This window comes from Mameliella sp. CS4 (genome assembly GCF_019392335.1).
Taxonomy (GTDB): domain Bacteria; phylum Pseudomonadota; class Alphaproteobacteria; order Rhodobacterales; family Rhodobacteraceae; genus Antarctobacter.
The window spans coordinates 28,707-40,641 of the sequence record NZ_JAHXRQ010000005.1 but is presented as its reverse complement, the minus strand read 5'-3'; the positions used below and the strand labels follow the sequence as shown (position 1 = coordinate 40,641).

The window sequence follows — 11,935 nt, the reverse complement described above, 5'->3', positions numbered from 1 at the left end:
CCTGCGAGGGCTTCCGCCGCTGTAGGCGCTCCGATCCATCCATCGGTTGCAAAGGACCCCAAGGCACGATCTACTCGCGCGCAAAACCAACCTGGGAGATTTCCATGACAAAGACCCTCACTTCCGCGCTTGCGCTGAGCCTCGTCGCGGGCACCGCGATGGCCGATTGCAGCTCCGTCACCTTCTCGGACGTCGGCTGGACCGATATCACCGCCACCACCGCCGCAACCACGCTGGTGCTGGACGCGCTGGGTTATGAAACCGACATCAAGGTGCTGAGCGTGCCGGTCACCTATACCTCGATGGCCGAAGGGGACATCGATGTCTTCCTGGGCAACTGGATGCCGACGATGGAGGCCGATATCGCCCCCTACCGCGAGGCGGGCACCGTCGACACCGTGCGCGACAACCTGCAGGGCGCGAAATACACGCTGGCCACCAACGCCGCCGGTGCCGCGCTGGGCATCGCGGATTTCGCCGATATTGCCGCCCACGCAGAGGCCCTGGACGAGACGATCTATGGCATCGAGCCGGGCAATGACGGCAACCGCCTGATCATCGACATGATCGACGCCGATGCCTTTGGCCTCTCCGCTTTCGAGGTCAAGGAAAGCTCGGAGCAGGGGATGCTGGCGCAGGTCGGACGCGCGGTGAAACGCGATGAACCGGTGATCTTCCTGGCCTGGGAACCGCACCCGATGAACGCCAACTACGACCTGACGTACCTGACCGGCGGGGATGACTACTTTGGCCCCGATCTGGGTGGTGCGACGGTCTATACCAACACCCGCGCGGGCTATGTCGATGAATGCCCCAATGTCGGCGCGCTGCTCAAGAACCTCGAGTTCAGCCTGGCGATGGAAAACGAGATCATGGCCCTGATCCTCGACGAGGGCGAAGACCCCGAAGATGCGGCCAAGACCTGGCTTTCGGCCAACACCGGCGTTCTGGACGGCTGGCTGGACGGCGTGACCGCGATGGATGGCGGCGATGCCAAGGCCGCGGTCATGGACGCGCTGAAGTGATCCCGGCGGGGGCGCCCCGGCGCCCCCGTTTCAGCTTGCCGAGGGCTGGTCTTCGTCTTGTTGGGGCATCAGGGCTTTGTCCTTTTCCTGCGACCGTACCGCTGCCCCGCGTCCCATGATCCGAGCGAGATAGGGGCCAAAGCCTTCGCGGTTGGGCAGGGTGCCGAACTGGCGCCCCCAGGCGATCTGCGAGCCGAGGTAGACATCCACCGCCGAAAACGCCTCTCCCAACAGGTAGGGGCGTCCGTCGGACAGCAGCCCGGCCAGCGTATCTGTCACCGCCTCCAGATTGCCCCAACCGGCGCGGCAATAGGCCTGGTCGTCCTGCGTGTCAAAGCCGAAAGCGGCAGCCGTCACCGCCGCCTCGACCGGGCCGGCGGCAAAGAACAGCCAGCGATAGTAGGCTCCCCGTGCATCAGAGCCGGGCTCCGGCGCCAACCCGGCCCCGGGAAAGGCATCGGCAAGATAGGCGCAGATCGCCGCGCATTCCGTGACCACCAACTCGCCATGCACAATCGTGGGCACCTTGCCCATCGGGTTCAGCGCCCGGTATTCGGGCGTCTTCATGGCAGGGCCATAGTCCAGCACCTCGGTCCGGTAGGGCGCGCCGGTTTCCTCCAGCATCCAGCGGGCGATGCGCCCCCGCGACATGGGATTGGTGTAAAAGGTGATGTCACTCATGATCTCTCTCCGGCTTCCGCCCGGTCAGGCTCTCACGCGAGGTCACAGTCACCAAGCATCAATTTCTAAACCCGCTTCACATCCGGCGGCGCAGCCCGCATGCTCGGGCACGAAAACGAAGAGGAGTGAGATTTGGACTGGCTGACCGAGCACAAGCTCCCCGTAGGTGATGCCGCGGAGGCGGTCTTTGACTGGTTGCAGGAACATGGCGGATGGTTTTTCGACGGCATGGCCGTGGCGATGGAAACGCTGATCGACGCGATCCTCTGGCTGTTGCAGACCCCGCACGAACTGGTGGTGATCGCCCTCTTCACCGCTGCGACCGCCGCGCTGCACCGCAGCTGGCAGGTGCCTCTGATGGTCTTCCTGGGCTTTATCTTCATCCTCAACCAGGGCTATTGGGAGGAAACGACCGAGAGCCTGACGCTGGTGCTTTCGGCCTGCGTGGTCTGCATGGGGGTTGGCGTGCCCATCGGCATCTTTGCCGCCCATAATCCCGGCCTCTATCGTTTCATGCGTCCGGTTCTGGACCTGATGCAGACCTTGCCGACCTTCGTCTACCTGATCCCGGCCATCGTCTTTTTCGGCATCGGCATGGTGCCGGGTCTGATCGCCACGGTGATCTTTGTCGTGCCCGCGCCCATCCGCCTGACGCATCTCGGCATTTCCTCGACCCCCAAGGCGTTGCTGGAGGCAGCGGATGCCTTTGGCGCGACGCCGGGGCAGAAGCTGTGGAAGATCGAACTGCCAAGCGCGCTGCCGCAGATCATGGCCGGGCTGAACCAGACCATCATGCTGTCGCTCTCGATGGTGGTGATCGCGGCGCTGGTCGGTGCCGACGGGCTGGGCGTGCCGGTGGTGCGTGCGCTGAACCGGGTCGATACGGGCCTTGGTTTCGAGGCGGGGCTGATCATCGTCGTCGTCGCCATCATGCTGGACCGTGCCCTGAGGTGGAAACAATGAGCGCCGTCGCCTTCGAAAACGTCTCGATCATCTTTGGAGACCGTCCCGCCAGCGCGCTGCCACTGGCCGACGCGGGCCAGGACCGGGCCGAAATCCAGTCCGAAACCGGCCAGGTGCTGGGCGCGCATGACTGCACGCTCAGCGTCGAAGAGGGGGAAATCGTCGTCCTGATGGGCCTGTCCGGCTCGGGCAAGTCGACGCTGCTGCGCGCGGTCAACGGGCTGAACAAGGTCTCGCGCGGGCGGGTTCTGGTGAACGACGACGGCGATATGGTCGACGTGGCCAGCTGCACCGCCGCCCGCCTGCGCCGTATCCGCCAGCGCCGCGTGGCGATGGTGTTCCAGCAGTTCGGCCTGTTGCCCTGGCGCACCGTGGCCGAAAACGTGGGCTTCGGCCTGGAACTGGCGGGGCAGGGGAACACGGAACGCACCGAAACCGTCAAACGCCAGCTGGCTCTTGTCGGACTTTCCGACTGGGGCGACCGCAAGGTGGGCGAGCTTTCGGGCGGGATGCAGCAGCGCGTGGGCCTCGCCCGTGCCTTTGCCACCGAGGCGCCGGTCCTGCTGATGGATGAGCCCTTTTCGGCGCTTGATCCGCTGATCCGCACCCGGCTTCAGGACGAGCTGCTGGACCTGCAGAGCGAGCTGAAGCGCACCATCCTGTTCGTCAGTCACGACCTCGACGAGGCCTTCAAGATCGGCAACCGCATCGCGATCATGGAAGGCGGTCGTATCGTCCAGACCGGCACCCCGCGCGAGATCTTCTCGAACCCCGCTTCGGAATATGTCGCCGATTTCGTCGCCAACATGAACCCGCTGGGCGTGCTGACCGCGCGCGACGTGATGGAACCGGGGGCCGGGTCCATCGAGATCGCGGCCGAAACGCCGATCCGCGACCTGATGCCAAGGCTGAAAGAGGGGCCGCTGACTGTGACCGAGGCGGGAACACCGCTGGGCCGCGTGACCGCCGACAGCGTGATCGCCCGGCTGGCGCAATAGCCCGGGCTTAGCGGTAGAGCGCGGCGTAGCGCGGTGCGAAATGGCTGACAAAGGCCTTCACCTCGCGCCGCCGATAGGCCTCGGGTGAGATCAGCATCAGGTGTTGCATCTCGAGCTCCGGGATCGGTTCGAAACAAGGCATCATGCCCGGCGTATCCGCCTTGCCGCAGTTCTGATCCGGCGTCGCGGTGACGCGGAAACCACGCCAGAGGAGGCCCGCCAGCGGCGCGCCTTTGTCCAGTCCATGCTGTCGCGGAACCCGGAGGCCTTTTCCTGCGGTGAGGACGTGACCGGCATGATAGCGCATTTCCCCGGCCGGTTCTGAAGCTGCCGAGGGGTGCTGGCCGAAAGCTCGTCTCTCCGAAAAGCCTAGAGGATCAACCCCTTGATCGCCCGGGCATGGCTGGCCTCGGCGCCCACCGTGTCGGCGGTCAGCGCGCGGGCCTCTTCCAGCAGGTCGCCCTCGACCAGCCGGTCGACAAGGCCCCAGGTCTGTGCCTCTTCGACGGGGATCTTCTGACCTGCCATCAGGATCATCTTGGCCCGGGAGGGACCAACCAGCGCCACCAGGCGCCGGGGGTCTGACGGCTGCGGCAGAAAGCCCAGCTTCATCACCGGGTAGAATACCTTGGCGCCGGGGACGGAAATCCGCAGGTCACAGGCCAGCGCCATACCCATCGCCCCGCCCGCGACGGTGCCGTTCAGCGCACAGATCGTCAAGCCCGGGTGCCGGGCAATGGCGCCCGACAGCCGTTCCCAAAGCGGCGAGACAGCCAGCCCAGCCTTGGCCGCTTCCAGGTCCGCTCCGGCGGAAAACACCTTTCCCGCGCCGGTCAGCACCAGCGCCCGCGCACCCGTCTGGGCATCCTCGGCGATGTCGCACAGCTCTTCGAGCATGCGCGCGGTCAGCGAATTGGCCTTTTCGGGCCGGTCGATGGTGGCGACCCACAGTCCGCCGTCACGGTCCAGCCGGATCATGCCAGCCCCACCGCCTTGCGAATGCTCTCGTCCCGCAGGGAAATCTCGTCACCCAGCCAGCCGTCCGCCGCGTCCGAGCACATCCAGACCAGCGTCCTGGCAACCCACTCGGGCGGGATATGGGCCGACCAGTCCAGCTGGCTGACCGGGTTGATGCCGCTGGCCTTGATCTCGCGCTGCATCTGCGTGGCCACCGTCCCGGGCGAGAGCGAGATCGCCCGCATCCCCTGATCGCGGTATTCCTTGTCCAACATCCGGGTCAGCATCAACGCGCCCGCCTTGGACGAACAGTAGTGCGACCAGCCCTCGACCGGGCCGTGCGCGGCGCCGGACCCGATGGTCAGAACCGTGCCGCCGCCGGCCTCCAGCATCACGGGCAGCGCCGCGCGCATGCCGTGGAACACCCCCTTGAGATTGATGTCGATGACCTCGCCCCAGGCCTCTGGGTCGGCATCGGCCATATGGGCCACGGGTTCGATCACACCGGCATTGTTGACCAGGATGTCGAGGCCCCCGTGCGCCTGCTGGCACTTGGCCACGGCCTGTTCCAATTCCCAGTAACGGGCGATGTCGCAGGGGATTGCCACGGCCTGTTCACCGATCTCGCCTGCGAGGTCGGCGATCGCCTCGGCAGAGCGCGCCACAAGCGCCACCCGTGCCCCCGCTGCGGCGAATGCTCGCGCCGCCTCGGCCCCGATCCCTCGGCTTGCGCCCGTGATCAGCACCGTCTTTCCGCTCAGATCGCTGCTCATGCCCGGTCTCCTGCTGGAATTGGTGATTTGCGCCACAAAAGGCGTCTCGCAACTTTCGTAATCGCTCAATAGTATGGAATCCAGTCCCTTGACCGGCCCTGAGAAGGTCTTGACACTGCATCCATTCGTTTGCCCCGACAGAGAGGAGATATTATGAAACGCTACGCAACAGCCTCTGCGCTGGCCATCGTGGCTATGGCCGGACAGGCTTGGGCCGATGTGACGCCCCAGCAGGTCTGGGACGACTTCGAAGCCTACATGTCCAACTTCGGCTACCAGATCACCGCCACCGAGACGATGGAAGGTTCGTCGCTGGTGGTCTCGGACATGACGATGGTTGTGACCATCCCCGAAGAGGACGGTCTGGTTCGCGTGACCATGCCGCCGATGACCTTTGCCGAAGCCGGCGAAGGCAGCGTGTCCATCACCTATCCCGAGGTTGGCGAGGTCACGCTCTTCTTTGTCGAGGACGAGGATGAGGTCGTCGGCGAAGTCGTGCTGGAGATGACCCATACCGATCTCGAGATGCTGGTGTCCGGCAACCCCGGCGACCTGACATACACCTACTCGGGCGAGCGTGTCGCGCTGGACCTGACGCGGGTCTACGACCACGAGGACGAAGAGGAATACGGCCGCGACATCATCAGCGCCACGATGAGCATGGGCCCGCTGTCGGGCACCTCGCACATCATGAAAGACGATGTGATGCGCAGCATCGAGCAGGACATGACGATGGGGGACCTGGCCCTCGACGTCAAATTTGACGACCCCGAGGGCGACGATGCCTTCATGTTCACGATGGCCCTGGCCGGACTCAGCAGCACCGGTACCACGCGCCTGCCGCTGGACCTGGATGTCGAGGACCCGACCTCGATGTTCAAGAACGGTGGCATGGTCGATGCGGTGATCAAGCACACCGGCGGCAAGACCGAGTTCAGCGTCAACGAAGGGGATGGCCCGACCACCGGCATGTTTACTTCGTCCGGTGGCGAATTCGGCGTGGCCGTGTCGGAAACCGACCTGTCTTATCGCCTGTCGGCCACCGACCAGACCGTCGCGATGGCCGGCCCGGAACTGCCGCTGCCGATCAATGCCGCGCTGGGCGAGGCCGGTTTCGCGCTGGCCATGCCCCTGTCCCCGTCCGAAGAGCCGCGCCCCGCGTCTTTGTCGCTGACCTTGGGCGGGTTCACGATGGACGACATGCTGTGGAACATCTTCGACCCGGGTGAGGTGCTGCCCCGTGATCCTGCCACCGTGGCCTTCAGCCTGGAAGCGATGGTCACGCCCTTCGTCAGCCTGCTGGACCCCGAGTCGATGGAAAAACTGGGCATGACCGACGGTATGCCGGGTGAGCTGAACTCGCTCACGCTCAACAACCTCGTGGTCGATGCGTTGGGCGCGATGGTCAAGGGCTCGGGCGCTTTCACCTTCGACAACTCCGACTTGCAGACATTCGGCGGCGTGCCGCGTCCCGAAGGCAAGCTAGACGTGTCGATCGCCGGGGCCAACGGTCTTGTCGACAGCCTGATCTCGATGGGCCTGCTGCCCGAAGAGGACGCGATGGGCTTTCGCATGATGATGTCGATGTTCACCGTGCCGGGTGAAGACCCCGACACCGCGACCTCGACCATCGAGGTCAACGCAGAGGGCCACGTCCTGGCCAACGGTCAGCGCATCCAGTAAGCCGCCGTTCCGGCGCAAGCGAAAGGGCGGGGATTTCCCCGCCCTTTTTTCGTCTGGACCCCTGGGTTACGCCCGCAGAGCGGGAAGACCCACGCCGGTGGAATCGAACCCGCCGTCCACCGCCACGATCTGGCCGCTGACATAAGACGCCTTTTCCGAGGCAAGAAAGACGATCACCTCGGCCAGTTCGCGCTCGCTGCCGTAGCGGTTCAGCGGGATCGAGTCATGGTAGGCCTGGATGATCTCGGGGCTGTGCACGGCAATCGACAGCTTGGTCTTGACCGGACCCGGCGCGACGCAGTTGACGCGGATACCGAACTCGCCCAGTTCGGCGGCGTGCTGCTTGGTCAGGTGGACCACCGCCGCCTTCGAGGTGCCATAGGCCACCCGCAGCGTCGAGGCGCGCAACCCGCTGATCGAGGCGATGTTGACGATGGCCCCATGCGTTTCCTTGAGATAGGGCGTCGCCGCCTGCGAACAGAGGAAAACACCGTCCAGGTTGGTCTCCATCACCCGCCGCCACGTTTCGAAGTCGCACTCCTCGATGGGGCCAAACTCGGCCACGCCCGCGTTGTTGATCAGCGCGTCGATGCGCCCGGCCCAGCCATGCGCCTCGCGCACCATCGCGGCCACGTCCTGCGGGTTCGACACGTCGCGCACCAAAGGCAGCACGTTTTCGCGTGTGGCTGTCTGCTTCAACAGCTCGTCCCCGTCGCGGTCCAGCATCGCCACCTGCCAGCCGTTCTCCAGAAACAGGTCTGCCGTGGCCAGCCCGATGCCGCGCGCGGCGCCGGTGACGATTGCGCATTTCTTGTCCATTGAGGTCCTCCCGATCTTCTGCCGGGCACTCTAGGCAGCGCCCGACCCGGGGGGAAGTCCCGTCAGCCCGCGATCAGGCCCGCATCAGGTCCGGCAGGTCGCCGGTCAGCCCCGCCGCCTCGCGGATAAAGCCGCGTCGCAGTCCCGGTGCCGCATTGATCGCTGCCATGCCGATGTCGCGGGCGGCGCGCAAAAGCGGGTTGTCATTGGAAAACAGCCGGTTGAACAGGTCGGTCGAGGTGGCCTGCGTCGCCGTGTCAAAGCGCCGCCATTGCGTGTAGCGGTCCAGCACGCCCGGCGCCGCGATATCCTCGCCCCGCCGCGCCGCATGGGTGATGACATGCGCCAGGACCGCCACGTCACGCAGCCCCGCGTTCAGCCCCTGGCCCGCGATCGGGTGCATCCGGTGCGCCGCATCGCCGACCAACGCCACCCGGTCGGCCACAAAGGCCCGCGCCAGCGACAGCGTCAGCGGATAGGTGAAGCGCGCGCCGGCAATGGAGATCTCGCCCAGAAAATCGCCAAAGCGCGGGCGCAATACCTGCAGATAGTCCTCATCCGGCAGCGCGTTGATGGCCTTGGCCCGCGCATCGGTCTCGCTCCAGACGATGCTGGAGCGATTCCCGGTCAAGGGCAGGATCGCAAGCGGCCCGGCGGGCAGGAACAGTTGATGCGCCACCCCGTGATGCGATTCCTCATGCGCGATGGCGCAGACCAGCGCGGTCTGGCCATAGCTCCAGCCCATGCGCCGGATGCCCGCCCGGCGGGCGACGCCGCTTTTCTGTCCGTCCGCGCCCACGATCAGCCGTCCGCGCAGAACCGTGCCATCCGCCAGCGTGACCGCCGCGCCCTCGGGCGTGACGTCTTGTGCGGTGACAAGGCTTTCGGCCCGGTGTTCGATCAAGTCTGTACCGGCCAGCGTCGCCAGCAGGGCGCGGCGCAGGTAGCGATCCTCGACCATGTAGCCCATCGGGCCGTCCTCGATCTCGGCGCTGTCGAAATGCAGACCCAGGAAGACGCCCGCATCGCCCACGCGCCCGTCCGAGACCTTGATCTCGTTCATCGGTTGGGCATGATCGGCCAGATCCTCCCACAGCCCCAGCCGGTCCAGCATCCGTTGCGACGACCGCGCCAGCGCATAGGACCGGCCGTCGAAATCTTCTGCTTCGCGGGTATCCAGGGGCAGGGCATCCACCACGCAACTGCTCAGCCCGGCCTGCGCGGCGGCCAAGGCAAGGGCGGGGCCGTTCAATCCGCCGCCGACGATGATCAGGTCATGTTCCATGCGCCGCAATATGAACCTGCGTACGGGATTGTCCATGCGCCCGCCTGCCGCTACCGTCGCCGCGCGAGGACAGGGAAGACAAGCATGACGAACTGGACAGAGATGAGTGCCGCGGACCTGGGGCGGGGCATTGGCAGGAAAGAGATCGACCCGGTTGTGCTGACCGAGCATTTCCTGAATGAAATCAACGCACACCCCCTGCGTGACCGGATCTATGCCCGGCTGACTCCGGACCGCGCCCTGGCCGAGGCCGCCGCGGCGAAATCCCGCGCCGAACTGGGCCTGCGGGTGCATCCGCTGGACGGCGTGCCGATCAGCTGGAAGGATCTCTACGACACTGCGGGCACGGTGACAGAGGCGGGCTCTGCCCTGCTGGCCGGGCGCATTCCCGCCCGCGACGCCGAGGTGCTGCGGACCGCGACGCAGAACGGCCTTGTCTGCCTGGGCAAGACACATCTGTCCGAACTGGCCTTTTCCGGTCTGGGCCTGAATCCTGTGACCGCCACCGCGCCCTGCGTAAACGATCCCGAGGCGGTGGCGGGCGGGTCGTCTTCGGGGGCCGCGGCCTCTGTCGCCTTCGGGCTGGCGCCGTCAAGTGTCGGGTCGGACACCGGCGGCTCTGTTCGCCTGCCGGCCTGCTGGAACGACCTCGTGGGGTTGAAAACCACCTCCGGCAGGCTCAGCCTCAAGGGCGCGGTCTCGCTGATCGCCAGTTTCGACACGGTGGGTCCGCTGTGCCGCTCGGTCGAGGACGCGGCCCTCATGCTTTCCGCGCTTGAAGGCACACCTGCGCCCGACCTGCGCGGCACCAGCCTGAAGGGCCGCCGCTTTGCCGCGCTGCAGACGGTGGTCATGGACGACCTCGACCCGGCCCCGGCGCAGGCCTATGCCCTTGCGCTGGACAAGCTGCGCGCCGCCGGTGCCATCATCGAAGAGCTGGACGTCCCGGAGATCATCCAGCCGCATGAACAATCGGCGATGCTCTACACCGCCGAGGCTTGGGCCACTTGGCGCGACGAGATCACCGCCCAGCCCGATGTCATGTTCGCCCCCATCCGCGAGCGATTCGAGGCAGGTGCCGCCCATTCCGCCGCCGATTTCATCGCCGCCTGGAAGACCGTCCACGCCATGCGCGCCCGCTGGGCCGAGGTCACGGCAGGCTATGACGCGGTGCTCTGTCCGACGGCGCCGAACCTGCCGGAAAAGGTCGATACCCTGATGGAACTGGGCGAGACCTATGTTCAGGCCAACCTGCGCACCCTGCGCAACACGCGCATCGGAAACCTGATCGGCGGCGCGATTGTCACCCTGCCCACCGGCATCCCGTCTTGTGGTATCTCGCTGATGGGCACACCGATGGGCGAACACCGCCTGCTGCGGATCGCCGCCGCCGCCGAGGCCGCAATGGGCTGAGGATTTCGCGCCACTGCGACTTTGGCGCCACATCGCCCCCCTGCAGGTCCTTGATTCTGGACAGAACCCCCTGTTTTTCCGTATCCTGCGGACAAACGCGGGGCACGCAAATGATCCCGCTACTTATTGAGGCAGTCACGATGTTCCCCGAGCGGTTTTCGAACCTACCGGCCTATGCGTTCCCGCGCCTGCGCGCGCTGCTGGATCACCATGATCCGGGCGGCCCCGTGCTGCACATGTCCATCGGAGAGCCGAAACATCCGTTTCCGGCGTGGATCACCGAGATCATCGCCCGCCATGCCGCCGATTTCGGGCGCTATCCGCCGAACGAGGGCACGGCAGAGCTGCGCGCGGCCATCGCGGGCTGGCTGAACCGGCGATATGGCGTCAGCCTTGACCCTGCGACGCAGGTCATGAACCTGAACGGCACGCGCGAGGGGCTGTACAACATCGGCATGGCGCTGTGCCCGGAACAGAAGAACGGCCAGCGCCCGGCGGTGCTGATGCCCAACCCCTTCTACCAAGTCTACATGATTTCGGCGATTTCGGTGGGGGCAGAGCCGATCTTTACCCCCGCCACCGCGGAAACCGGCCACCTGCCGGACTATGCGGGCCTGCCGGCCGAGGTGCTGGACCGTGCCGCGCTGTGCTACATCTGTTCGCCGGCAAACCCGCAAGGCGTCATGGCGGACGAGCCCTATTGGCGCGGGCTGATCGGCCTGGCCGAAAAACACGACTTCCAGATCGTGGCCGATGAGTGTTACGCCGAGCTTTACCGCGGCACGCCGCCCACCGGCGCGCTGGAGGTGGCTGCCGCGATGGGGGCGCACCCCGAACGGGTGCTGTCGCTGCATTCGCTTTCCAAACGCTCGAACCTGCCGGGGCTGCGGTCCGGCTTTGTTGCGGGTGGCCCCGAAAGCATCGCGCGTCTGCGTCAACTCCGGGCCTATTCCGGCGCCCCGGTGCCGCTGCCTCTGCAACATGTGTCAGAGGCGCTCTGGACAGATGAGGCGCATGTGCGCGAGAACCGCGCGCTCTGGGCGCAAAAATACGCCCTGGCGGACGAGATCCTGGGCGATGTCCCGGGCTACATGTCCCCGCAAGCGGGCATGTTCGTCTGGCTGCCGGTCGAGGACGGCGAGGCGGCGACGTTCAAACTGTGGACGGAAACCGGTGTACGGGTGTTGCCCGGCGCCTACCTGTCGCGCGACACGGCGGATGGAAACCCGGGGCAGGGGTACATCCGCGCGGCGCTTGTCGCGCCACAGGACGAGACAAAGGATGGGCTGACCCGGATCCGGGACTGCCTGTTCACATAATAAAGAAAAAAGACGAGGC

12 protein-coding genes are annotated in these 11,935 nt (G+C 65.8%); 7 read left to right on the top strand and 5 right to left on the bottom strand.

From position 1 onward, the window contains the following. Positions 1 to 104 precede the first annotated feature (104 nt). Positions 105 to 1,025, top strand: coding sequence for a choline ABC transporter substrate-binding protein (choX, locus tag KZZ07_RS08425; protein WP_219513507.1), 921 nt, complete (start codon positions 105 to 107; stop codon positions 1,023 to 1,025). A gap of 30 nt (positions 1,026 to 1,055) precedes the next feature. Here choX and KZZ07_RS08420 read toward each other — a convergent pair whose 3' ends face one another. Further along, the gene (locus KZZ07_RS08420; RefSeq protein ID WP_219513505.1) at positions 1,056 to 1,706 is read right to left on the bottom strand and encodes a glutathione S-transferase family protein; all 651 of its coding nucleotides are present in this window, start codon (positions 1,704 to 1,706) and stop codon (positions 1,056 to 1,058) included. Between the two features lie 132 nt (positions 1,707 to 1,838). Here KZZ07_RS08420 and choW point away from each other — a divergent pair, with 132 nt between their 5' ends. The 3 genes from choW (at position 1,839) to KZZ07_RS08405 (ending at position 3,992) form a co-directional block, all read left to right on the top strand. Further along, a complete protein-coding gene (gene choW / locus KZZ07_RS08415; protein WP_219513504.1) occupies positions 1,839 to 2,669 on the top strand; it encodes a choline ABC transporter permease subunit in 831 nt (276 codons plus the stop codon). Then, complete coding sequence (choV, locus tag KZZ07_RS08410; protein WP_219513503.1) at positions 2,666 to 3,667, top strand: choline ABC transporter ATP-binding protein; 1,002 nt, start codon at positions 2,666 to 2,668, stop codon at positions 3,665 to 3,667. Before choW ends, choV begins: the two co-directional genes overlap by 4 nt. A gap of 103 nt (positions 3,668 to 3,770) precedes the next feature. Continuing rightward, complete coding sequence (locus KZZ07_RS08405; RefSeq protein WP_219513502.1) at positions 3,771 to 3,992, top strand: hypothetical protein; 222 nt, start codon at positions 3,771 to 3,773, stop codon at positions 3,990 to 3,992. A 44-nt stretch (positions 3,993 to 4,036) separates the two neighbouring features. Here the strand turns inward: KZZ07_RS08405 and KZZ07_RS08400 are convergent, their stop codons facing one another. Together KZZ07_RS08400 and KZZ07_RS08395 are read right to left on the bottom strand one after the other, a co-directional pair. Continuing rightward, positions 4,037 to 4,645 (bottom strand): enoyl-CoA hydratase/isomerase family protein, encoded by a 609-nt coding sequence (locus KZZ07_RS08400; protein ID WP_219513501.1) that lies wholly within the window; start codon positions 4,643 to 4,645, stop codon positions 4,037 to 4,039. After that, a complete protein-coding gene (locus tag KZZ07_RS08395) occupies positions 4,642 to 5,397 on the bottom strand; it encodes an SDR family oxidoreductase (RefSeq protein WP_219513500.1) in 756 nt (251 codons plus the stop codon). The genes KZZ07_RS08400 and KZZ07_RS08395 overlap by 4 nt, the downstream gene beginning before the upstream one ends. A gap of 153 nt (positions 5,398 to 5,550) precedes the next feature. Between KZZ07_RS08395 and KZZ07_RS08390 the strand changes: the two genes are divergently transcribed. After that, positions 5,551 to 7,080, top strand: coding sequence for a DUF2125 domain-containing protein (locus KZZ07_RS08390; protein WP_219513499.1), 1,530 nt, complete (start codon positions 5,551 to 5,553; stop codon positions 7,078 to 7,080). A 66-nt stretch (positions 7,081 to 7,146) separates the two neighbouring features. Here the strand turns inward: KZZ07_RS08390 and KZZ07_RS08385 are convergent, their stop codons facing one another. Together KZZ07_RS08385 and KZZ07_RS08380 are read right to left on the bottom strand one after the other, a co-directional pair. Beyond that, positions 7,147 to 7,899: an SDR family NAD(P)-dependent oxidoreductase gene (locus KZZ07_RS08385; protein WP_219513497.1), complete on the bottom strand. Its 753-nt coding sequence runs from the start codon at positions 7,897 to 7,899 to the stop codon at positions 7,147 to 7,149. Between the two features lie 73 nt (positions 7,900 to 7,972). Next, positions 7,973 to 9,220 (bottom strand): FAD-dependent monooxygenase, encoded by a 1,248-nt coding sequence (locus tag KZZ07_RS08380; RefSeq protein WP_219513495.1) that lies wholly within the window; start codon positions 9,218 to 9,220, stop codon positions 7,973 to 7,975. A 48-nt stretch (positions 9,221 to 9,268) separates the two neighbouring features. On the opposite strand from KZZ07_RS08380, the gene KZZ07_RS08375 reads away from it, so the two are divergent. Together KZZ07_RS08375 and KZZ07_RS08370 are read left to right on the top strand one after the other, a co-directional pair. After that, positions 9,269 to 10,597, top strand: coding sequence for an amidase (locus KZZ07_RS08375; protein WP_219513493.1), 1,329 nt, complete (start codon positions 9,269 to 9,271; stop codon positions 10,595 to 10,597). A 140-nt stretch (positions 10,598 to 10,737) separates the two neighbouring features. Next, complete coding sequence (locus KZZ07_RS08370; protein ID WP_219513707.1) at positions 10,738 to 11,916, top strand: aminotransferase class I/II-fold pyridoxal phosphate-dependent enzyme; 1,179 nt, start codon at positions 10,738 to 10,740, stop codon at positions 11,914 to 11,916. The last annotated feature ends 19 nt before the right edge of the window (positions 11,917 to 11,935 follow it).

Coding starts and splice junctions, on each gene's coding strand:
- choX (WP_219513507.1), top strand. CDS start 105: ATGACAAAGACCCTCACTTCCGCGCTTGCGCTGAGCCTCGTCGCGGGC.
- KZZ07_RS08420 (WP_219513505.1), bottom strand. CDS start 1,706: ATGAGTGACATCACCTTTTACACCAATCCCATGTCGCGGGGGCGCATC.
- choV (WP_219513503.1), top strand. CDS start 2,666: ATGAGCGCCGTCGCCTTCGAAAACGTCTCGATCATCTTTGGAGACCGT.
- KZZ07_RS08400 (WP_219513501.1), bottom strand. CDS start 4,645: ATGATCCGGCTGGACCGTGACGGCGGACTGTGGGTCGCCACCATCGAC.
- KZZ07_RS08395 (WP_219513500.1), bottom strand. CDS start 5,397: ATGAGCAGCGATCTGAGCGGAAAGACGGTGCTGATCACGGGCGCAAGC.
- KZZ07_RS08390 (WP_219513499.1), top strand. CDS start 5,551: ATGAAACGCTACGCAACAGCCTCTGCGCTGGCCATCGTGGCTATGGCC.
- KZZ07_RS08385 (WP_219513497.1), bottom strand. CDS start 7,899: ATGGACAAGAAATGCGCAATCGTCACCGGCGCCGCGCGCGGCATCGGG.
- KZZ07_RS08380 (WP_219513495.1), bottom strand. CDS start 9,220: ATGGACAATCCCGTACGCAGGTTCATATTGCGGCGCATGGAACATGAC.
- KZZ07_RS08375 (WP_219513493.1), top strand. CDS start 9,269: ATGACGAACTGGACAGAGATGAGTGCCGCGGACCTGGGGCGGGGCATT.
- KZZ07_RS08370 (WP_219513707.1), top strand. CDS start 10,738: ATGTTCCCCGAGCGGTTTTCGAACCTACCGGCCTATGCGTTCCCGCGC.